At 42.1% G+C, this 20,866-nt stretch carries 19 protein-coding genes; 12 read left to right on the top strand and 7 right to left on the bottom strand.

Going from position 1 to position 20,866, the window contains the following annotated elements; all coding sequences use genetic code 11:
- The first annotated feature begins 49 nt into the window (after positions 1 to 49).
- From Q0590_RS06040 to ftsZ, 10 genes are all read left to right on the top strand, one after another.
- Positions 50 to 733 (top strand): hypothetical protein, encoded by a 684-nt coding sequence (locus Q0590_RS06040; protein ID WP_302036599.1) that lies wholly within the window; start codon positions 50 to 52, stop codon positions 731 to 733.
- Positions 734 to 890: 157 nt separating this feature from the next.
- Positions 891 to 1,316 (top strand): hypothetical protein, encoded by a 426-nt coding sequence (locus tag Q0590_RS06035; protein ID WP_302036598.1) that lies wholly within the window; start codon positions 891 to 893, stop codon positions 1,314 to 1,316.
- A gap of 166 nt (positions 1,317 to 1,482) precedes the next feature.
- On the top strand, positions 1,483 to 1,998 hold the full coding sequence (locus Q0590_RS06030; RefSeq protein ID WP_302036597.1) for a hypothetical protein: 516 nt from the start codon (positions 1,483 to 1,485) through the stop codon (positions 1,996 to 1,998).
- Between the two features lie 248 nt (positions 1,999 to 2,246).
- Positions 2,247 to 3,590: a UDP-N-acetylmuramoyl-L-alanine--D-glutamate ligase gene (gene murD / locus Q0590_RS06025; protein ID WP_302036596.1), complete on the top strand. Its 1,344-nt coding sequence runs from the start codon at positions 2,247 to 2,249 to the stop codon at positions 3,588 to 3,590.
- Between the two features lie 132 nt (positions 3,591 to 3,722).
- The gene (locus Q0590_RS06020) at positions 3,723 to 4,862 is read left to right on the top strand and encodes an FtsW/RodA/SpoVE family cell cycle protein (protein WP_302036595.1); all 1,140 of its coding nucleotides are present in this window, start codon (positions 3,723 to 3,725) and stop codon (positions 4,860 to 4,862) included.
- A gap of 48 nt (positions 4,863 to 4,910) precedes the next feature.
- Positions 4,911 to 6,017 (top strand): undecaprenyldiphospho-muramoylpentapeptide beta-N-acetylglucosaminyltransferase, encoded by a 1,107-nt coding sequence (gene murG, locus Q0590_RS06015; protein WP_302036594.1) that lies wholly within the window; start codon positions 4,911 to 4,913, stop codon positions 6,015 to 6,017.
- A 483-nt stretch (positions 6,018 to 6,500) separates the two neighbouring features.
- On the top strand, positions 6,501 to 7,907 hold the full coding sequence (murC, locus tag Q0590_RS06010) for a UDP-N-acetylmuramate--L-alanine ligase (RefSeq protein WP_302036593.1): 1,407 nt from the start codon (positions 6,501 to 6,503) through the stop codon (positions 7,905 to 7,907).
- A gap of 78 nt (positions 7,908 to 7,985) precedes the next feature.
- Positions 7,986 to 8,699, top strand: coding sequence for a cell division protein FtsQ/DivIB (locus tag Q0590_RS06005; protein WP_302036592.1), 714 nt, complete (start codon positions 7,986 to 7,988; stop codon positions 8,697 to 8,699).
- A gap of 6 nt (positions 8,700 to 8,705) precedes the next feature.
- Positions 8,706 to 10,031, top strand: a complete 1,326-nt coding sequence (ftsA, locus tag Q0590_RS06000) for a cell division protein FtsA (RefSeq protein ID WP_302036591.1) — start codon at positions 8,706 to 8,708, stop codon at positions 10,029 to 10,031.
- A 160-nt stretch (positions 10,032 to 10,191) separates the two neighbouring features.
- Positions 10,192 to 11,649 (top strand): cell division protein FtsZ, encoded by a 1,458-nt coding sequence (gene ftsZ / locus Q0590_RS05995; RefSeq protein WP_302036590.1) that lies wholly within the window; start codon positions 10,192 to 10,194, stop codon positions 11,647 to 11,649.
- A gap of 40 nt (positions 11,650 to 11,689) precedes the next feature.
- Here the strand turns inward: ftsZ and Q0590_RS05990 are convergent, their stop codons facing one another.
- Positions 11,690 to 12,214 (bottom strand): NADPH-dependent FMN reductase, encoded by a 525-nt coding sequence (locus tag Q0590_RS05990; protein ID WP_302036589.1) that lies wholly within the window; start codon positions 12,212 to 12,214, stop codon positions 11,690 to 11,692.
- 172 nt (positions 12,215 to 12,386) lie between these two features.
- On the opposite strand from Q0590_RS05990, the gene Q0590_RS05985 reads away from it, so the two are divergent.
- Positions 12,387 to 12,899: a gamma carbonic anhydrase family protein gene (locus Q0590_RS05985; protein ID WP_302036588.1), complete on the top strand. Its 513-nt coding sequence runs from the start codon at positions 12,387 to 12,389 to the stop codon at positions 12,897 to 12,899.
- A gap of 157 nt (positions 12,900 to 13,056) precedes the next feature.
- Here the strand turns inward: Q0590_RS05985 and Q0590_RS05980 are convergent, their stop codons facing one another.
- The 5 genes from Q0590_RS05980 to Q0590_RS05960 form a co-directional block, all read right to left on the bottom strand.
- Positions 13,057 to 13,665, bottom strand: coding sequence for a YdcF family protein (locus Q0590_RS05980; protein WP_302036587.1), 609 nt, complete (start codon positions 13,663 to 13,665; stop codon positions 13,057 to 13,059).
- 74 nt (positions 13,666 to 13,739) lie between these two features.
- A complete protein-coding gene (locus Q0590_RS05975; RefSeq protein ID WP_302036586.1) occupies positions 13,740 to 14,330 on the bottom strand; it encodes a 2'-5' RNA ligase family protein in 591 nt (196 codons plus the stop codon).
- Between the two features lie 72 nt (positions 14,331 to 14,402).
- Positions 14,403 to 15,152 carry a copper homeostasis protein CutC gene (locus Q0590_RS05970; RefSeq protein ID WP_302036585.1) on the bottom strand — a complete coding sequence of 250 codons (750 nt, stop codon included), beginning with the start codon at positions 15,150 to 15,152 and terminating at the stop codon, positions 14,403 to 14,405.
- 150 nt (positions 15,153 to 15,302) lie between these two features.
- Positions 15,303 to 16,496: an acyltransferase family protein gene (locus Q0590_RS05965; protein ID WP_302036584.1), complete on the bottom strand. Its 1,194-nt coding sequence runs from the start codon at positions 16,494 to 16,496 to the stop codon at positions 15,303 to 15,305.
- Between the two features lie 123 nt (positions 16,497 to 16,619).
- On the bottom strand, positions 16,620 to 17,822 hold the full coding sequence (locus tag Q0590_RS05960) for a helix-turn-helix domain-containing protein (RefSeq protein WP_302036583.1): 1,203 nt from the start codon (positions 17,820 to 17,822) through the stop codon (positions 16,620 to 16,622).
- A 180-nt stretch (positions 17,823 to 18,002) separates the two neighbouring features.
- Here Q0590_RS05960 and Q0590_RS05955 point away from each other — a divergent pair, with 180 nt between their 5' ends.
- The gene (locus Q0590_RS05955) at positions 18,003 to 18,854 is read left to right on the top strand and encodes a DUF2911 domain-containing protein (protein ID WP_302036582.1); all 852 of its coding nucleotides are present in this window, start codon (positions 18,003 to 18,005) and stop codon (positions 18,852 to 18,854) included.
- Between the two features lie 163 nt (positions 18,855 to 19,017).
- Here Q0590_RS05955 and Q0590_RS05950 read toward each other — a convergent pair whose 3' ends face one another.
- Positions 19,018 to 20,583, bottom strand: a complete 1,566-nt coding sequence (locus Q0590_RS05950) for a sulfatase family protein (protein ID WP_302036581.1) — start codon at positions 20,581 to 20,583, stop codon at positions 19,018 to 19,020.
- Between the last annotated feature and the right edge of the window lie 283 nt (positions 20,584 to 20,866).

Here is a 20,866-nt window from a genome sequence, read left to right as displayed (position 1 = left end):
TTTATAGCATTGTTCAATTGTATGCAAGTAAAAAAGATAAAAATAAAAGATGCACAAAGTTTACCTATTCATTATCATTGTTTGCTTTTTGATTAGTTGTAAAGATCAACAGGATAATTTGTCAGCTCCAGTTATTGAAAATCTTACCCTACCCCAACAAGTAGCACCTCTGTCCTCGGTTGGGTTTGGGTTTAAAGCCCGAGCAGATGCCGGCTTGCAAAGTATTACTATAAAACATCTTTTACAGAATGCTGCTTTTAGTAAAACAACTGATTTTTATTCTACTACTATGGATGAGGTCAGTTTTAGTCACCCAACAGGTTTTGAATCGGTAGGAAAGCAATTGGAGTATGAAATAACAGTCACAGATAAACTGAACAGAAGCAGAACTCAAACTTTCTTTCTTCAAGTTGACCCTTCACAGGTAGAATTGCAAGTGACAGCAGGGCAAGGAGAAGTACATGCAGTGAAAAGAGGTCAAAAGACACAACTTGAGATCACGATCAGCAGCACCAGTTCCTTAGGCCGTCTTTGGGTATATAGCGTGCTGAAAAACGGAGAAAAACTGCCATTGTTCTACCAGGATAATTTGCAGTTGATGAGTAAGGAATTAGTAATACAACACTACTCAAAGAGGTTAGAAATAGCACCAGATGAGCAGGTAGTAGCCTGTCAGGTTATAGTAGAAGATAATGCAAATGTTCAAAAAGAAACAACTATTGTCGTAGAGTAAAAAGGGAAGGTATGAGAGGAATAAAAGGTGGAAGGTTGATGAATAAGATTTTGTTGCTAACACCAGCTTCTATCGCTAACTAGCCCTTGCCAACCGCAAAGCTTTACCGCAGCGGTTTTGGTCTCCGGTTGCCTTGGTGCGTTACCACAAATTTAAGATGATACGAGCAATACTGATTTTTTTCTCACTAATAGTTTTTTCATGCCAGCATTCTGATACAATTGACAGACAGAAAGACTTAGACTTGGCTTATCCATCCATTGATTTTTCTTCATTTGATCAGATAAAAAATAAGATTTTAGGTAGCTGGGCAGGAAGAAAAAGTGTATTGACTAGAGATTCGGCAAAAGGCGAATTTGCTGTTGAAATTACCTATGATGAGGAAGACTACTTTACTTTCACAGAAACGAAAATAGAAAAAGATAGGCAAGCTTATAAGACAGTAAGTAGAGTGATGCTTTACGAACTCGATAATGCATTCGTATTTGAAACAGAGGATAAGAATTTACTTAATCTACATTTTCTGTCCGAAAAGCAATTGAAGTTGAATGATACTATCTTTGAAAGATTGAATGAAAAATAAGATGAACAATTTGTGCCAACGCCTACTTCAACCGATCAGCGGCCTGCCTTCACACAGAGCTACAGCTAAAATGCTCGCTGCCGGGAAGCCATGCTACATTAGGCGAAGAGCACTATAATTCTGCTTTTGAGGAATTAATTAAATGCAAACAATAAACTAATTAATTATGAAACAACTATTTACCCTTTTAGCCTTTTTTATCTGTATAAACCTGTATGGCCAGGCTAAGTTATCTGAAAAGAAAGCAGGGCATGTCTATTACCTGGGTATTCCGGATTATATGCTCAAAACCTATGACCTGAATGATGTTGCTTCCCTGCAATATAAAAATGCTGCTAAAGAAGCCTATACTATTGTTATAGACGATTCAAAAGAGCAACTGGAAGCACTGGGCATAAAGTACATAGACTCAGAGGATTTCTTAAACAGCTTTCTGGAAGATTACAACAAAGACGCCAAAAACCGGAAAGTTACCTCTGTAAAAAAGTTTGATGCCAACGGCAACCACTGTGCGCAAGTAGAGCATACCTGGCAAGATGAAGAAAACAATGAGTTGTATATGCTCATTACGGTGGTAGAATCCAAAACCCATTATTACAAGATTATGAGCTGGACGTTGGGCAAGTTCAAGAATACTTTTAAAAGCGATTATGCCACTATTGCCAAAAGTTTAAGAGATTAAACTTTGCCATACAGATGAGATATACCTTTGCATACCCACATCTTTGTAGAGCTAGCATCTATTAAGATGTGGGTTGTTTATGTTCTACCCTCAGGAAATAGCTTGCAAAAATTAGAAGTAGAATATATTTTGATGAATGAACAAAAAATAGAAAGAATTAAGGTGTTATCTTCGGAGATTGAAATATAGCTGAAGGGTTGTAAACTTCACAAAAGAACTGCAAAACACATAAAACAAGATACAACTTTATGAAATTAGTTATTTTAGGTGGTGGCGAAAGTGGTGTAGGTGCTGCTTTGCTGGCAAAAGCAAAAGGGATGGATGTATTCCTGTCAGATAAAAGTCAGCTGGCTGAAAAGTATAAGCAAACGTTAGTAACCAATAACATTCTTTTTGAAGAAGGCCAACATAGCGAAGCCCAGATTCTGGATGCAGATGAAGTGGTAAAAAGCCCGGGTATTCCAGATAAAGCTCCCCTGATTCAGGCATTAAAACAAAAAGGAACGTCCATTATTTCAGAAATAGAGTTTGCGGCCAGATACACCAAAGCTAGGCTGATAGGTATTACCGGGAGTAATGGCAAAACCACTACCACCTTACTTACTTATCACTTACTGAAATCTGCCGGGTTAAAAGTAGGCTTAGCAGGTAATATTGGGGAAAGTTTTGCTAAACAGGTAATAGCCGATGCCTTTGACTATTATGTGTTAGAAATTAGCAGTTTTCAGCTGGATAATTCATATTCGTTTCATCCACATATTGCCATGCTGCTCAACATTACCCCAGACCATCTGGACCGTTATGAATACAAATTTCAAAACTATATAGATTCCAAATTCCGTATCGCCCAGAGCCAGACCAAAGCAGACTATCTTATTTATTATAATGAAAATCCGCCTATTCAGGAAGAATTAGCCAAGCGAAACCTGCCGGTGGCCTTATTACCTATTTCTCTGGAAAAAGAGATGGCAAGAGGTGCTTACGCAGCGGGCAATAACCTGGTAATACAAGCCAATAGTAAACTTGTGTTAGCACAGGAAGAATTACCTATCCAAGGTAAACACAATGCTATTAACAGCATGGCCGCTATATTAACTTGCCAGTTGCTGAACATTCCGGAAGATGCGATAAAAGCCGGATTAAAAACGTTCAAAAATGCACCGCACCGCCTGGAGAAAGCTGGTGAACTACGGGGCATTACGTTTATTAATGATTCCAAAGCAACCAATGTAGATTCTGTTTTTTATGCGCTGGAAAGCATGAAAAGACCGGTAGTACTCATTGCCGGAGGAATTGACAAAGGCAACGATTATACACAAATTGAGGAAATGGTGATGCAGAAAGTAAAGGCGTTGGTCTGTCTGGGGAAAGATAATAGCAAATTGATTGCTTTTTTTAAAGATAAAGTGCCAATGATTCAGGAAACAGAGTATATTCGGGATGCCGTTTCGTTAGGACTTGAATTAGCCGATCCGGGAGATGTGGTTTTGCTTTCGCCGGCTTGTGCCAGTTTCGATTTATTTAAAAATTACGAAGACCGCGGCAACCAGTTCAAGCAAGCAGTGGAGGAGCTGGTAACTAAAAACAGCTGAGAACAATCACGGTGTGAGAACCGGGAAACAATGATTTTTAATGCGGGGGTTCTACTCTTGAGAAGCAGCTAAAATAAATTTTTGTTTGGACAGTGGAGGCACTATTCTGTCCATTATCAAACCAACCCTAGTATGAATGAATTTAAAGCCTGGCTGGCAAAAAATCTGAAAGGCGACCCGGTAATCTGGTGTATTGTACTGGCCCTTTCCATAATGAGTGTACTGGTAGTGTATAGTGCTACCGGAACCCTAGCCTATAAGAAAATGCAGGGCAACACAGAGCACTACCTGATCAAACATTCGTCGCTTGTGGTATTAGGTTTGGTGTTCATGTGGCTGGCGCATAAGATAGATTACCGGTATTATTCCAGACTTTCCAGGGTGGCTTTGTGGTTTTCCGTACCCTTGCTGATTTTTTCTTTCTTTTTTGGGTCGAACATCAATGAAGCTTCCCGCTGGATTACCATTCCATTTATCGGGCAATCCTTTCAGCCGTCCGACTTAGCTAAACTGGCGTTAATTTCCAACCTGGCCAGTATGCTGGCCAAACGGCAGCAGAAAATTGAAGATTTTAAAATATCCTTTGTGCCCATCATGATCTGGTGTGGCGTTATTTGTTGCCTCATTGCCTTATCTAACTTTTCTACCGCATTCCTTCTGTTTTCTACCTGTATGCTGCTGATGTTTATTGGCCGGGTACCGGTAAAGTACCTGTTCAATCTGGTGCTGGTAGGCCTGGTGGCAGGTACGTTGGCATTGGCTTTCGGGCAGCGTTTAGGTACATTCATGTTCCGGATAGAGAGATTTGCCAGTACATTAGTATATGCAGAAGAAGCTCCCTTTCAGGCGCAGCAATCATATATTGCCATTGCTACCGGAGGCGTAGTAGGCAAAGGCATTGGCAAAAGTGACCAGCGGAATTTTCTGCCGCATCCTTATTCTGATTTTATTTATGCTATTATCATCGAAGAATATGGGTTGATTGGAGGCATTTTCACCTTGTTTCTCTATCTAGCCCTTTTATACCGGGGAATGCTGGCCGTCTCCCGGAGTGACCGGGCATTTGGAGGGTTGCTGTCGGCCGGGCTGAGTTTTAGCCTGGTTATACAGGCAATGGTAAATATGGGTGTGGCTGTAGGCTTGTTACCCATTACAGGTTTGCCCTTGCCCTTACTAAGTATGGGAGGCACCTCTTTATTATTTACTGGCCTTTCTATTGGAATTATTCTCAGTGTAAGCCGGGGTGAAATTAAAGAAGAAGTCATCAAATAAAAGTAGGTAATTATCTAAAAACCAGCTAATCTTTTAATCCAGTAAATCGTGGTTCAGACAACAAAATCATATAAAATCATTATCAGCGGCGGCGGTACTGGTGGGCACATTTATCCGGCTATTGCCATTGCCAACGCCTTAAAAGAACTAGATACCCGCACCGAAATTCTGTTTGTAGGCGCAGAAGGGAAGATGGAAATGCAGAAAGTACCGCAGGCTGGCTATAAAATTATCGGCTTGCCTATTGCCGGTATTCAGCGAAAATTAACACCTTCCAATTTGCTTTTTCCTTTCAAGCTGATGAACAGCCTGCTGAAAGCCCGCAAAGTTATTAGTGATTTTAAGCCAGATGCTGCTGTAGGGGTAGGAGGGTATGCCAGTGGGCCTTTATTGTATGCAGCTGCCGGACGAAATATACCTACACTTATTCAAGAGCAAAATTCCTATGCAGGGCTAACCAATAAGTGGCTGGCAAAAAAAGCACATAAAATATGTGTGGCCTATGGAGGCATGGAAAAGTTTTTTCCGGCTGAAAAAATCATATTTACCGGAAATCCGGTAAGAAAAGATATATTGCAGGCCAACCAAAAAAGAAAAGACGCGTTAGAATACTTTAAATTATCCGAAAACAAGCCGACTCTTCTGGTAATTGGTGGCAGCCTCGGAGCCAGAACCATTAACGAAACATTGAAAGCATCATTGCCGGCTCTTTCTCAGGCCAACTGTCAGGTAATCTGGCAGACTGGAAAGTTTTATTACGAAAGCTGTAAGCAGGCCGCGGCAGGCGTATCGAATGTGCATGTCTATGATTTTATTGCACCGATGGATCTGGCCTATGGCGTTGCAGATGCTGTGATTTCACGTGCAGGAGCCTTGTCTATATCCGAACTTTGCCTGGCTGCAAAACCCGCCATATTAGTGCCTTCACCCAATGTTTCAGAAGATCATCAGACGAAGAATGCCATGAACCTGGTAAACAATGGAGCTGCCTTAATGGTAAAGGACGTAGAGGCTATGGAAAAACTGGTTCCTGCTGCATTAACTTTGCTAAATGATACCAGCCAGAAAGAACAATTATCGGCAAATATCCGCAAAATAGGCAAGCCAGATGCTGCCCGGCAAATTGCGGAAGAAATTTTAAAGCTTATTCGTTAAAATATTTTTCAGCTTTATCCGTCTTACCATATGGATAGCTGTGTAGATAGATATAAACAAGAGAACAGAACATTTGCCCTGATTCCCTAAAGGAAAAAATAGGCAACTTAATGAATTAACTTAAGGTCATTCTGTCCTTCGTATCCTGCCTGGCAGGATACGAAGGGCTCAGAACAAGCTACAACGCATTTCTGTTAAGCTACCAGGTAGTGTAACAGAAATGCGTTGCTACCCCTTGTTGCTGGGCATACTTGTAATCTACTACGTTAGCAGTATCTGCTTATTTGTAACTTACTCGCCCGGAATAGCAGAATTTCCCACGTTAATTCAATAAATTAAGTAGCTTACTTGGTAACATTCCTTTCAGAGTGAAGGAGCGCATATATAAAAATATGATGTAAAATATGGAAAAGTAAGAGAGTTTATCATGCAGGTAAGCCAAAAATTTTGAAATTTGCATACTCAACGTACCTACTGAATTTTTTGAATTTGAAAGATATTGCAAACGTATATTTTTTGGGCATTGGCGGTATAGGGATGAGTGCCCTTGCCCGCTGGTTTCATAGGAACGGCCGCCTGGTTGCAGGGTACGACCGCACCCCCACGTCTCTCACAAATGAGTTGCAAACGGAAGGAATAGCCATTCATTTTGAAGATGGCCTTGAGCATATTCCACAATCCTTCAGGCATGCTTCTCCGGATACATTAATTGTGTACACCCCGGCTGTTCCAAAAGATCATCAAGAATATAACTACTTCCTGAATAATGGCTTTACCATCCAAAAACGTTCGCAGGTACTAGGCTTACTTACCCGGAACATGTTTACTATTGCCGTAGCTGGCACACATGGTAAAACCACCACTTCTTCCATGATTGCCCATGTACTGAAAAATGCCGGCAAAAATGTAGCAGCTTTCCTGGGAGGTATTACTCAAAATTACAATACCAATCTGCTGTTAAACGATCCGCAAAGCCCTGATGCGCCTTTAGTAGTAGTAGAGGCCGATGAGTACGACCGTTCTTTTCTAACGTTGTTTCCGGATGTAGCTGTAATTAATTCGGTAGATGCTGACCATCTGGATATTTATGGCGACCATGCTTCCGTGCAGGCTTCGTATAATGAGTTTGTAAAGCAGATAAAGCCAGGCGGTACACTATTTATGAAACATGCGTTGCCGCTGCAAAAAACTACAGATAGTTCAGTACATGTGTTTGACTTTTCTGCGTCAGCTAAGGCTGCTTTCCGGGCAGAAAACATACATATTGCCAATGCTTCTTTTACCTTTGATTTTGTAAGCGCCGATACAAAAATTACAGGGGTTTCATTGCAAATTCCAGGCTATCACAACGTTGAGAATGCAACCGTGGCTATGGCTGCGGCACTTAGCGTAGGGGTTACGCCTGAGCAGGCAAAAAATGGCATTTCTTCTTACAAGGGGGTAAAACGGCGCTTTGAATATATCATCAAAAATCCTTACCTTGTTTATATAGACGATTATGCACATCATCCAGCTGAAATTGAGGCCGTTCTTACATCTGTACGCGCTTTGTACCCATCAAAGAAAATTACAGCCGTTTTTCAGCCTCATCTTTTTACCAGAACAAGAGATTTTGCACAAGGTTTTTCAGACAGCTTAAGTCTGGCCGACCAGGTAATCCTGCTGGATATTTATCCTGCCCGGGAACTACCTATACCAGGGGTTAGCTCTCAACTGTTACTGGAGGAAATTACTTCAGCTGAAAAAATGGTATGTTCGAAAAATGAACTTTTAAAAGAATTAAATAAATCCGGTGTGGAAGTGCTAATCACCTTAGGCGCCGGCGATATAGATACACTGGTTCAACCAATCCAGGAAAATTTCAAAAAAAAGTTAGCTGTAAATGATTGATTTGCTTGTATGTTGACAAAAATTAGCAACTTTTTTAAGTATAAATTAAAAAGAAAAGTTAAGGTTTTTCTTACATTTGTGATATTCTTTGGGCTGATCGGATTTGTGGAGAAAAAGCAGGCATCTAAGGTTTGTACAAAAGTAAACGTTTCGATTGAGAATACCTTAAACAATTATTTTATCAATGAAACCGATGTACTGGCCTTAATTACCAACAATGGCAGCGACCAGCTGGTGGGGGAGGAATATAAAAATATTGATTTGAAATCTCTTGAAAAACGAATTAAAACCAATAAATTTATACGGAACTGTCAGGTTTCGAGAGACCTAAAAGGAGAGTTATCAGTAGAAGTAAAACAGCGCCGGCCGATTGCAAGAATTGTACAACGCTATGGGCCAGACGCTTATATCAGTGATCAGGGGGAAGTGTTACCACTTTCCGACAGGTTTACCGCCAGAGTTATAATTATTGAGGCCGATAACGCGGAAAATCTGGTAGAAAAAGACCTCCTGCAAACGGATTCAGGTAAAAATATATTCCAGTTGTTGCAGTTTATAGACAGCAGCAGATTCTGGAAGGCGCAAATAGCGCAGCTATACATGAACGCAGATGGCACCATACTCTTGTATCCGCAGGTAGGGAAGCAAGTAATAGAGTTTGGTACAGCTACGGATATTGAACGGAAGTTTAATAAACTGAAAATCTTTTACAAGCAGATAGTACCTGTAAAAGGTTGGAACAGATACAGCAGGGTAAGTCTTGCTTATCAGAATCAAATCATTTGTGAATAATTTGGTATGCAAAAAGACAAAATAGTAGTAGGTCTCGATATTGGAAGCACGAAGATATGTGCGATTGTTGGCCGTAAAAACGATTACGGTAAGCTGGAAATTTTAGGTATGGGCAAAGCCAACTCAGAAGGGGTAACCCGTGGCCTTGTAACAAATATAGATAAAACGGTAGATGCCATCATACAAGCCGTTGCAGAAGCAGAAGCACAGTCCGGAATTAACATCCGGGTAGTGAATGTAGGTATTTCCGGGCAGCATATAAAAAGTATGCGGCAACGCGGAAGTATTACCCGTAACTCTTCGGACGAAGAAATTGGCGTAGCTGATATTAACCGGCTCACCAATGACATGTACCGCACAGTCATTCCTCCAGGCAGTGAAATTATTCATGTGTTGCCTCAAAATTACAGTGTAGATTATGAAGGTGGTATTAAAGATCCGGTGGGCATGTCTGGCATAAAGCTGGAAGCCGACTTTCATATTATCACTGCACAAACTACGGCAGTACACAACATTAACAAATGTGTGCGCCGGGCTAACCTGGAGATTGAGAACCTGATACTGGAGCCTATTGCTTCCAGCATGGCTGTATTAACGCAAGATGAAAAAGAAGCCGGGGTAGCTCTGGTAGATATCGGGGGCGGCACTACAGACATTACCATTTACTACGATAATATCATCCGTCATACGGCAGTCATTCCGTTTGGCGGCAGCATTATTACCTCCGACATTAAAGAAGGCTGCATGGTGATGCAAAACCAGGCTGAATCACTGAAAGTGAAGTTTGGTAAAGCCATTGCAGAGGTTGCCAGTTGGAATGAAGTGGTTTCTATCCCTGGTTTACGCAACCGGTTGCCCAAAGAGATTTCTGTAAAAAATCTGGCTCATATCATTGAGGCCCGCATGGAAGAAATTATTGAGATGGTGCATGCAGAAATTATCCGTTCCGGTTACGAAAACAGGCTGCCTGGTGGCGTAGTCATTACCGGTGGGGGTGCCCAACTTACAGATGCAAAAGAACTATTTGAACTGGTAACCGGCATGGATGCCAGAATAGGCTATCCAAATGAATACCTGGGCAAAAGCAAAATAGAAACCATTAAAAATCCGATGTACGCAACGTCTGTCGGATTGGTGCTGGCAGGTTTTCAGGCTATTGATGACCGGGAAAACCGGTATGTTCAGGTACAGACAGCAAAAGCTTCTCCTGCCGTTGCTCCGCCTAAAGAAGCACGTAAGCCTCAGGGCAACGACTTCTTCAGACGTATTCTGGATAGAACCAGAAGTTTTATGATCGATGATTTTGAAGATAAAGATAAAAACGATTATTGATCAGGAAGGTGGAAGATTACTGACTATGAATATTGAGTAAATATACAGGCAACTAAACTATTTTTTGGTTCAATATTCTACCTGATAATCTTTAACTATTCCCATACTATTGAAAAGAATTTAACCTTACTAACCTACTACAACACATAACCCTTTTGTTATGGCTGAAAACACATTTAAGTTTGACTTACCCGATCATCATAAATCTATCATCAAGGTAATTGGTGTAGGGGGTGGCGGCAGCAACGCGGTAAACCACATGTTCAATAAAGGGATAAAGGATGTGGAATTTGTGGTATGTAACACAGATGCACAAGCCCTAAAAAATAGCCCAGTTCCTAACCGCTTACAAATTGGCGTGAGTTTAACGGAAGGTTTAGGTGCAGGCGCTAATCCTGAAAAAGGCCGTAATGCCGCCATTGAAAGTAAACAGGATATACGGGAACTGTTGAGCCAGAATACAAAAATGGTATTTATCACAGCTGGGATGGGTGGTGGCACCGGTACAGGCGCTGCACCCGTGATTGCTGGTATTGCTAAAGAATTAGGTATACTAACTGTAGGTATTGTAACGGCTCCTTTTGGTTTTGAAGGCAAAAAGAAGATAGAGCAAGCCATGAAAGGTATCGAAGAAATGCGCCAGAACTGCGATACGGTGCTGGTAATTGTAAACGATAAACTGCGCGAAATTTATGGCAATCTCACCATCAGCCAGGCTTTTGCCCAGGCAGATAATGTGTTAACAACGGCTGCCAAAGGTATAGCAGAGATCATTACGGTGCCAGGCTACGTGAACGTGGATTTTGAAGATGTGAAAACGGTAATGAAAGATTCCGGTGCTGCGGTAATGGGTTCTTCTAAAACAGAAGGTGAAAACCGGGCCAGACGTGCTGCCGAAGAAGCATTGCTTTCGCCGCTGTTGAATCACCGCAACATTCATGGGGCACAAAAAATATTGTTGTCTATCGTATCTGGCGAGCAGGCAGAACTGCAAATGGATGAACTCTCTGAAATTACAGAGTTTATTCAGGAGAAAGCCGGCAAAGAAGCAGACGACGTTATCTTTGGCCATGGAGTGGATGCATCTCTGGGAGCCAGCATCCGTGTAACGGTTATTGCTACTGGCTTTGATGAAAGTGACATTATGGGGCATTCTTCCTCTAGCAGTCATGATAAAAAAAAGATTACCGATCTCGATTCAGGACGTGAGCTATATCCGGCAAACAAACCGGTAGTAGAGCGGAGACAAGAACCTGCGCCAGTTAACTTTCAGGCAAATCCGCCGAAGCAGGATAAAGTAACCTACGACCTGGACAATGATTTCAGGGTGGTAGATGTGCCTGCTGATAGAGATCAGCAAATGCAGGATGAGGAATACAATGCCGAACAAGATGCTTATCGCAGGCTATTAGAGAGAAAAGAACGCCTGAAAAGAATAAGTGCCGATATGTCGCAGGAAGATTACCGGGAGAAAATGGAAGTGCCGGCTTATAAACGCCGCAATATCCGCCTGCAGGATGTGCCGCATTCTTCTGAAAAAAATATATCCAGGTTCAACCTCAGTGACGACGATCAGATACTGGGCAACAACCGGTTTCTGCACGATAATGTAGATTAATTATTAAAAAGAGGCTGAAAGATCAATTCAGCCTCTTTTTTTAAAAGGCAATCAACCTTTCTACTTGCGTGGTTAAAAGCTGGTTGTATATAGGACTACTTATTTTATTTCCCTCCATATTGGCTTCAATTCTGGAAAGCTTTAGCTGAAGGCCTACTAAATTTACTCCCATATACATTAAGATATCGGTCAGGTGGCTTAAGGCTACAGAACCGCCCTGCATTCCGGATGACAATCCTACCAAGGCAGCTTTTTTGTTCGTTAAGCTATCAGGATATTTTAGTCCATCAATAAAGGCTTTTAATACACCAGGAAAAGAGTAATTATACTCCGGCACCACAAACACGAATTTCTGGCTGCTCTCCACCAGTTGGCGGAATTCATTGAAAGCCGTATTCTTTCCGGAGTTATGGTAAAGAGCTGTTTTAGTAAAGTCGGCAGGGAGATCATATAAATCCAGAATCCGGCTTTCTGCACCATGTTGGGTTAGTAAATCCTGGTAAATCGTACAAATTTTTCGGGTAGTGGAGTTAGGCCGGTTTGTCCCGCAAATTATCAAAATCATGTAAAGGGTCCTTTCAATAAGCTAAGATAGACAGAAAGTAGAGGTAATTATTTCCACAACAGCTTTTTTACCCATTAAGTTTTAAACTATATTTATTGGTAAAGAAGGAAGGCTAGCTTTAATTGTTTGTAAAAATCTGTACTCGTTCAACATCATCATTATACATTAATTTATGGCTTTAATAAAACCGGTAAGAGGCATCCACCCCCAATTTGGTACTAACTGTTTTCTGGCAGATAATGCAACAGTAGTAGGTGAGGTAAAAATGGGAGATAACTGCAGTGTGTGGTTTAATGCCGTAGTACGGGGCGATGTGCATTCTATTACGATTGGCAATAATTGCAATATACAAGATGGAGCTATTATTCATTGTACGTATCAACGGGCCGCTACGCTTATTGGGAATGAAGTATCTATTGCGCATAATGCCATTGTCCATGGCTGCACCATCGAAGACCGCGTGCTGATTGGTATGGGAGCCATTGTAATGGATCATGCAGTGGTAAAAACAGGTTCTATTGTAGCAGCCGGAGCTATTGTGCTGCAAAATACAGTAATCGAGCCCGGATGTATTTATGCAGGAAACCCGGCTAAATTCATTAAAAAAGTAAGTCCCGAACAAATAGACCTTATCAGCCGCACCGCCAATAACTATATTAAGTATATGGAGTGGTTTAAAGAGTGATTAATTTGAAAATTTGAGAATGCGGTAATTTGGAAATGAAATAGTGTAGACCGCACATTAAGTTCTGCTCTGTTGATTAACAGAAATAAAAGATTGTCTTTACAGAGAATAGAATAACAGCCATTTCCTCATCTTCAAATTTCCACATTCACAAATTCTACTTATCCCGCCTGTTTAAATAGTCTACTACCTGTTCTACAGTAGCCAAGTCTCCTTGCTTCTGGTATTTTTCTATACGTTCCATTTCGCCGGCAATCAGCTGATTTCGGGTGCCGGTGGTTTTGCCCTGAGAATGGATGGCTTCTTCCAGCCAGGGAAGGGAAATACCAGTCTGGCTGTAGATCTTAAGTTCAGGGTAAATCCGTAAGGCAGCCGTTACAGCGGTCATAAAAGCACGGGGTTGATGAAAAGGAGCCGCCGTTACATACATAGCCTGAAAGTTGTGTTGCTTGGCATAAGTCATCACCGATTCGGCTTCTACTAAGGTATGTAAAACGGGAGCTGGTAACATAGGTACTCCTGCAATTTGTTGTCCGGCTACGCCGGCTTTTATCAACTTCTTTTTCCATGCTTCATACCCAGGGTAGCCATTAGTCGGAGGTGTATGCATAAACAGGATCTGGTCGGTCTGTTTTGCTTCCACTACTTGTTTTGCTTTGGCCAGTACAGATACGTCATTATCTTCTGTCTGGCCAAAGAGGAAAATAGCGTTGGTACTGGTCGTGGGTTGTATATCACACAGAATACGGATTAGCAGTTCGAACATACAGTGAGTGGGAAGTTGGAAGGTATATAAACTTGAAAATAGGTAAGCCTACTATCTTTATTTTAGGCAGAAACTTATTTTAACTGCACTTGATGCAGCATCTCCCGGCACGTACAGTAATTACCCAGATGGCATATAGCTAAGGTAGCAGCTGTAAAAGAAATAGGTAAATTATGTACCTGGTATGGCCCACTGCCCACAGTAATATGGGGAGAATATTTTTCAAGGCTTGCTTTGCTACGAAAGTGATTAATATATTCTAGCGATGTAGGCCCTACTTCCGGTGGGTTGTACAGCATTTCTGCCACAGCATCATAGGAGAGATAAGGAGTAAGTTCCCTCACAATGGTTTCATGCAACTCCTGCAAACAGTAATGGTTCTGCACATTCAGTACAGTGCTGCTGCCTTCCTGCGCTACTTCAGCTATTTGTAGATGAAATGCGGTATATCTGGAAGCTATATCATTCAATAGCTGGCTTACTTGAGCAAAGTCATCTTCTGCTACGCAACCCATTAAAAGAGAAATATGCGGAAGGCAATCTGTTTTGTTCAACACCATTTTTTTTGGCTCGCCCCGTTGCAGCAGCTCCTGGTTGATGGCAATGGCTTTATCCATCATTTCTCCAGAAGGTAGCAGCACCACATCAATGGCTTTTTTGTTCATCGGCTTACAACTTAAAACCTGTCGGGTTTTTACATCCCGACAGGTTTGCTATAGTATTTTTATTGGTACTGTTTATTGAGCAGCTGAACGCATGGCTTGTATGCGGCTGGAATCTACCACATTCATATCGTATTCTGGTAGACTCAGGGTACCGCCCATAAAAATGGTGGGATTGCGGTATTCCATCTGGCTGTGCACGGTTTTATAGCCGGTAACATGGAATTCGCTGGCTCCAGTAATCTTCTTCATCTTTGCAATATTGCGTTCATAAATACCGGCTCCGGGCATAATACTAATACGTCCATTGGCTTGCTTTACCAGGTCGGCAATCAGTTCAGCACCTTCAGGGGCCGATTTTTCTTGTCCGGAGGTAAGCAGGCGGGTAATGCCTTTAATAGAAATAATATCTTCCAGGGCTTGTACAGGGTCTATGGTCATGTCGAAAGCCCGGTGGAAGGTTACTTGCAACGGTAAAGCCAGCTCTGTCAGTTCCTTGCTGCGTGCTATATCTATGCGGCCATCCTTGGTCAATAAACCAAAAACTACTCCATCAGCCCCTAATTCTTTGGCTATTTGTATGTCTTTTTTCATGCAATCGAACTCAATGTCGGAGTAATAGAAATCTCCACCCCGTGGACGGATCATGACATGCAGCCCGATTGTAATGTTTTTTCTGGCGATGGCGATGGCTCCGGCGCTGGGTGTAGTACCTCCTTCAAAGAGGTTATCGCAGAGTTCAACGCGGTTGGCGCCACCTTGCTGGGCTTCAATGGCAGATTGTACAGAATCTATACAAACTTCAATGGTGATATCTTTTGTCATACGTAGAATAATTAAGCCAGCAAATTAAAAGGCAATGGGCACATCTACAAGCAATTTCCTATATAACCACAAACCTGCCAGGTTTTATAATCTGGCAGGTTTGGAATAAAGCCGCCCAAGTATAGGTGTAAGGCTGCTTGCTGCTATAAATTACACAACCTGCCTGGTTCCGGAAGCAGGAACAGTTATGTGTTTATTGGTGGCGTTGGCTTTCAATCCAAATACAATCCGCAATACCTTTATTCTCCGGATGATGCCTTCATACAAAAACCAGGTGATCAGGAACATGCCGGTGCTGATGATCAGGAATTTCAAAGCAATACTTAATTGCCAGTCTATCATATAATAGGCAATGCAGATGATAATGGTCTGATGTAGAATATAGAAAGGATACACCGCTTCATTGGCATACTTGAGAAAGGGATTGGTGAAGTTCAAGTACTTTCGGGCAAATCCGAATATGGTCATCAGCCAGCACCAGCCATTAGTAACTGTTATCGCCCAGAAGAGAAGCATGCCTGCCGGAGAAGGATCTGGCCAGTCAATCCAGTAATAGCTATATAGAATAGTTACAGTAACCAGGGCTATACTTAACGAAACAAACCGGTTATCTTCTATCCGCTGGCGTATATTCTCCTGGGAACAGATAATAAATCCATAAATGAACAAAAGTAAGCTCAGTGTAAAATTGGCCCAGTCGGCAATCAGGTTCTGGTTGGTGGGCCAGTAGGGCCGAAGGGAAGCTTCGCTGATAAAAAGAGGAATCATCAGCAGATAAATGCCGGCTTTCGTAGAAATAAATTGACTCAGGTTGTGCAGTAGCTGTTTTCCTTTTTCGCCTCTCAGATACAAAAACAGGGGAAGGCAAAGGAGAGAATAGGTAAAAATATACGCCAGATACCATAAGTGGTGCCAGCTGAAGTTACCTTCCGGATATGGTTGGAATTCCAATACACTTGGGTAGAACTCCAGATAACTAAAGGTGGCTCCCTGAGTTAGCCGTTCATAGTAGATCTGGGGAGGTACAACGACAAACATGCCAAAAATGAGTGGCACTAAAATACGTTTGGTCCGCTCGGCCAGAAAAGTGCCGCCAGGCCGCCTGCCCAAGGCAAAGTACACCCCGGCACCTGAAATCATAAACAGCAAAGGCATCCGCCACTGGGATAGGAAACGCATGGGCCATTCCATGGCTTCGCTAATCTCATTATTTTTAATGTGCCAGCCCCAGCTGACGAAAAACATACCGGTATGATAAAAGATCAGCAGGGTAAAAGCCAGGACCCGTAGCCAGTCTAAGTCGTATTTTCGGGGAGCCATTGTAGGATTTTGTAGAGGTAACATACGCCGATTTTTGTTTGAGTATGGTAACAAAAGTAAGAGTAAGTATGCCTGATAAAGACATTTCTGATCGATCAGACGTTCTACCCTACCGGAACGAACGCGTAATAAGGCAAAACCTGCGTTTTATGAAACACTAATGCTTTTCCGGAATTGGGAAGGTGTAGTCTGGGTAAATTTTTTAAAAGCCGTATTAAAAGCTGATTTGGAATTAAATCCGTTCTGAAAAGCAATTTCTTCTATCTTGATATGGCTCAACTTCGGGTCGTGCAGTTGCTTTTTTATTTCATCAATCCGGTAGCTGTTTATGAAATCAAAAAAATTTTGCCCAAGTCCTTCGTTAATCAGCTGAGACAAATGATGGGTAGAGATGGAAAGAGCCGCCGCCAGTTCTGGTAAACCCAGTTCGCTGTTTAGAAAAGGCTTTTGCTGTTCCATATATTGTTTAAGCCGGGGCAGCATATCATCGGCTAGCTCTGTAGGCAAAGCCGATTTTTCATACTTCCGCTTGGCTTCCGGCTGAGGAACTTCTGCAGGCACTGGTACTTGCTTATGGTCCAACACCTGCGATTTTACAATTACATAGAAACTCATGCCATACAATACCAGCGACATAGCCGTAGCGATGTATATATCTCCCAGGTCTCTGGTATCAGTAAAGGATATAAGGCCGAATACAATAAACGTAAGTGTTAAATAACAGGTAGTCAGCACGAGCCATTTCAGCGATGTATTTTGGGTAGTAAGTAAAGAGATTCGATGGCTTCTGGCATAGCTATATGCCAGGTAAATGCTATACATGTTAAACGGAAGAGACCATATAAACAAAACTACGTCGAACCACTCTCCGGAAATATTAATTCCATCGGGAAACCAGGCAATAGGCTTTAATTCGTAATCAATAGAATAGGGCTTCTGGTAGGATTGAATTACATCGTGCAGTTTGAAAGCATTGCTTTGCAGATAGAAGGGAATCCGGTAGATAAAGTAAAGGAGAGCCGGAACAAAGTAAGGGATATGCTTTCGCTCAAAACGAAACTCGGGACTGGTTAGCGACCTGGCGTAAAAGTAGGCAAACGGGCCATACAAAAAAGAGAAAGGCTCCGCTATATTTACCATCCAGGGCACATAAAAAATATAGTTTGTATAGCATAGAAAAATTTCAAATATATCCAGGGAGAGAAAAAACAACAAAGAAGCCAGCAGAAAATTAGAGTAGCGGTTATTTTTACGGGCTGCAAAAAAGATAGCTGCCAGAAAAACACCTTGCACCGCACCCAACAAATTACCCAGGGAAAGCAGATCAATAAACGGTGTAACAGTTGGCATACGCAGACTTTTATAAAGCTCCTATACAAATATACCGAAAAGGTCTTTGGCTGCCAGTATCCGGTGATGAGTATTTTGGAAGATAGCTACCAAAGAGATATAAACGCAGATAATCCCGGAAACTAAAACATTTTGCATAATATTGTAAAATAATTTCACTAATCACATTCCAAATTTTTTATGAACAAATCAGTAATCTACAGCTTTTTTGCGCTGATCTGCTGTATTGCATTATCTCTTACCAGCCATGCCCAGATAGCCACGCCTGCGGCTAGTCCGGCGGCTACCCTTACCCAAAAAGTAGGCTTAACCGATGTAACTATTTCGTATTCCAGACCCAGCATGCGCGGCCGTAAAGTATTTGGCGGCATACGTCCGTATGGGGAATTATGGCGGACTGGTGCCAATGGAGCTACTACGTTTACATTCAGCGATGAAGTAACCATTGAAGGGAAAAAAGTGCCTGCCGGTACTTATTCTGTCTTCTCTCTTCCAGGGCAAACGGAGTGGAAAGTGATGCTGAATAAAAATGCCAAAGCGTCTACCAATGATTACAAGAAAGAAGAGGATGTAGCTACTTTTACAGTTAAACCGCAGAAAACAGCTTCTACGTACGAAACCATGACCATTGACCTGTCTGACCTGACCAACAAAACAGCCATGATCAATATAAAATGGGAGAATACCAAAATAGCGTTGAAGCTAGAAGCAGAAGTAGACAGCAAAGTAATGGCACAAATTAAAGAAACCCTGGCGGCTAAACCCGACGATGCCATGGCTAACTACCAGGCCGCTGTTTATTATATGGAAAATGGCAAAGACCTGAAGCAGGCCCTGGAGATGATGAATAAAGGCACTGCCAAAGATCCTCAATTCTGGCAAATGCATCAGAAAGCCAAATTACAGGCTATGCTTAAAGATAAAAAAGGAGCGATGGAATCAGCAAACAAATCGATAGAACTTGCGAAAAAAGCCAATAACAACGATTATGTACGCTTGAATGAAGAATTACTGGCTGAACTGAAAAAATAAGCTTTAAGATTTACACATACAGAAAACCTCTGTCGAAAGTAGTAACCTAATTGGCTTGCTGCTTTAGCAGAGGTTTTCTGTTTAGATGTAGACAAAATAATAATCGGTATTAAACATCATTCCTCATTCCTTGTTTGGTACTCAATATTCCATCAGACAGTAATCAATACGTGTCTTTATTCCGGTGATCGTTGTGGGGATGTTCTGTGCGTTTGAGCGGAATCTGTAACCCGTTGGTTTTCTCCAGCCAGTCATAAATCTCGGTGTTTAGCTGCTTTATTAGTGGCTGATGTTCTTCACTGGCAATCAGGTTATGCATCTCATGCGGGTCTTCCTGCAAATCATATAGCTCATTCGTATCCCACACACCATGGTACCGGATGTATTTGTACCTGTCCGTGCGTACGCCGTGCATAGTAGGCGTTTGCGGGAAGTCAAACTCCCAGTAGTATTCATAAAAAATCTTGTCGCGCCAGGAAATATTTTCGCCTTTGAGTATAGGAACAAACGATTGCCCTGGCATATTGGCTGGTTTTTTTATGCCTGCTACATCCAGAATGGTTGGTGCAATATCAATGTTCTGGAGCATCTGAGTTATTGTCTGGCCACCTTTCACCAGTTCCGGACATCTTACCAACAGCGGCACTTTCACCGACTCTTCGTAAAAATGCCTTTTATCGATCAGCCCATGTTCTCCAAAAGAAAAACCATTATCTCCCATATAAATAACCAGGGTAGATTCCGCTAACTTGTTTTCATCCAGGTATTGCAGCACTTTTCCTACACTTTCATCTACACCCAGCAAGGTTTCACAATATTGTTTGTAGAACTGTTCAAAATCCAGTGCCCCGTGGTACATATAATCCACACCATGCCAGCTTTCCCGCTGCGATTTTACCCAGTCGGGCATCCGGTTCTGTCCATAATACTCCTGCTGTGTTAGCGGCGGCCGTTCTTTGGTTTGCGTGGGTTTTTGAGCTATGCCATACAAAGGTGTGTTAAATGATTCCGGATAGGCAATTTTCTCCCGCTGATAGGTATTCCGGTGCCGTTTGGCCGGCTGAAACTCGGCATGCACGGCTTTGTGCGACAAATACAGGAAGAATGGTTTATCCTTATCCCGTTTAGTTAGCCAGTCTACGGCATGTTCAGTAAGCAGGTCAGTAATGTAAGTGCTGTCGGTATAAGCTACTTCTTTGCCATTGATATTCAATACCGGATTATAATAGACACCTTGCCCTTTAAAACTTTCCCAGTGATCGAAACCGGGGCGGGGTTGGTTGCTTTCTTCACCCATATGCCATTTTCCCAGGAAAGCCGTCTGATAGCCTCTTTTCTGCAGGTACTGCGGAAAAAATATCAGGTTCTCCGGAACAGGTGCCTGGTTATCTACAACCGTATGCGTGTGGGAGTAAAGCCCCGTGAGGATAGATGCCCGGCTGGGAGAACATAAGGCCGTGGTAACAAAGGTATTTACGCCATATGCTCCTTCTTTAGCCATTCTGTCGAAGTGAGGCGTTTTTAGCCAGGGTACTTTTCCGGTAAATCCCAGAAAGTCGAAGCGGTGGTCGTCCGCCAGAATGAATATGACATTTCTGGGTTTGGTATTTGAAACAGTTTCAATCGATACACTCCTTTCTTGTGTATTTCCTTGCTTGCTAGGTACTTCTTTGCATGCAAATACAAGACTACCAAGAATTCCGAACAGCAGAAGTAAATAGTTTTTCATAAAGGTAAATTACTAAATTTTTGTTTGTTTACTAATGGAGTATGGCCAATCGCCACCATATGTCTATGCATCAGGTCTGCGCTGCAGGTTAGTGAACCCGGTAGCCGGCTTGACTAGTATGGGTGGCAGATGTTTTTCTATCTTAATGTTTTACTCAATCGGTTCTTCTAAAAGCAATGCTCTTTTCGGGTCACACCATCCGATTAATCTATCAGGAATCAACATAATTGGATAGTCACCAAATCTGTCTTCTACCTTTTACCAATCCACTTTATGCTGGGTA

Origin of the sequence: Rhodocytophaga aerolata (assembly GCF_030503435.1) — a bacterium.
Lineage (GTDB): Bacteria > Bacteroidota > Bacteroidia > Cytophagales > 172606-1 > Rhodocytophaga > Rhodocytophaga aerolata.
Note: the sequence above shows the minus strand (reverse complement) of the source record. Positions and strands in the feature narration are given on the sequence as shown.

Excerpts from the sequence above, each read along its gene's own strand:
- Q0590_RS05950 (WP_302036581.1), bottom strand. The coding sequence starts at position 20,583 with ATGAAAAACTATTTACTTCTGCTGTTCGGAATTCTTGGTAGTCTTGTA.
- Q0590_RS05980 (WP_302036587.1), bottom strand. The coding sequence starts at position 13,665 with ATGTTCGAACTGCTAATCCGTATTCTGTGTGATATACAACCCACGACC.
- Q0590_RS05970 (WP_302036585.1), bottom strand. The coding sequence starts at position 15,152 with ATGACAAAAGATATCACCATTGAAGTTTGTATAGATTCTGTACAATCT.
- Q0590_RS05985 (WP_302036588.1), top strand. The coding sequence starts at position 12,387 with ATGGCTTTAATAAAACCGGTAAGAGGCATCCACCCCCAATTTGGTACT.
- Q0590_RS05990 (WP_302036589.1), bottom strand. The coding sequence starts at position 12,214 with ATGATTTTGATAATTTGCGGGACAAACCGGCCTAACTCCACTACCCGA.
- Q0590_RS05975 (WP_302036586.1), bottom strand. The coding sequence starts at position 14,330 with ATGAACAAAAAAGCCATTGATGTGGTGCTGCTACCTTCTGGAGAAATG.
- ftsZ (WP_302036590.1), top strand. The coding sequence starts at position 10,192 with ATGGCTGAAAACACATTTAAGTTTGACTTACCCGATCATCATAAATCT.
- ftsA (WP_302036591.1), top strand. The coding sequence starts at position 8,706 with ATGCAAAAAGACAAAATAGTAGTAGGTCTCGATATTGGAAGCACGAAG.
- Q0590_RS05965 (WP_302036584.1), bottom strand. The coding sequence starts at position 16,496 with ATGTTACCTCTACAAAATCCTACAATGGCTCCCCGAAAATACGACTTA.
- Q0590_RS05960 (WP_302036583.1), bottom strand. The coding sequence starts at position 17,822 with ATGCCAACTGTTACACCGTTTATTGATCTGCTTTCCCTGGGTAATTTG.
- Q0590_RS05955 (WP_302036582.1), top strand. The coding sequence starts at position 18,003 with ATGAACAAATCAGTAATCTACAGCTTTTTTGCGCTGATCTGCTGTATT.
- Q0590_RS06040 (WP_302036599.1), top strand. The coding sequence starts at position 50 with ATGCACAAAGTTTACCTATTCATTATCATTGTTTGCTTTTTGATTAGT.
- murD (WP_302036596.1), top strand. The coding sequence starts at position 2,247 with ATGAAATTAGTTATTTTAGGTGGTGGCGAAAGTGGTGTAGGTGCTGCT.
- Q0590_RS06035 (WP_302036598.1), top strand. The coding sequence starts at position 891 with ATGATACGAGCAATACTGATTTTTTTCTCACTAATAGTTTTTTCATGC.
- Q0590_RS06030 (WP_302036597.1), top strand. The coding sequence starts at position 1,483 with ATGAAACAACTATTTACCCTTTTAGCCTTTTTTATCTGTATAAACCTG.
- Q0590_RS06020 (WP_302036595.1), top strand. The coding sequence starts at position 3,723 with ATGAATGAATTTAAAGCCTGGCTGGCAAAAAATCTGAAAGGCGACCCG.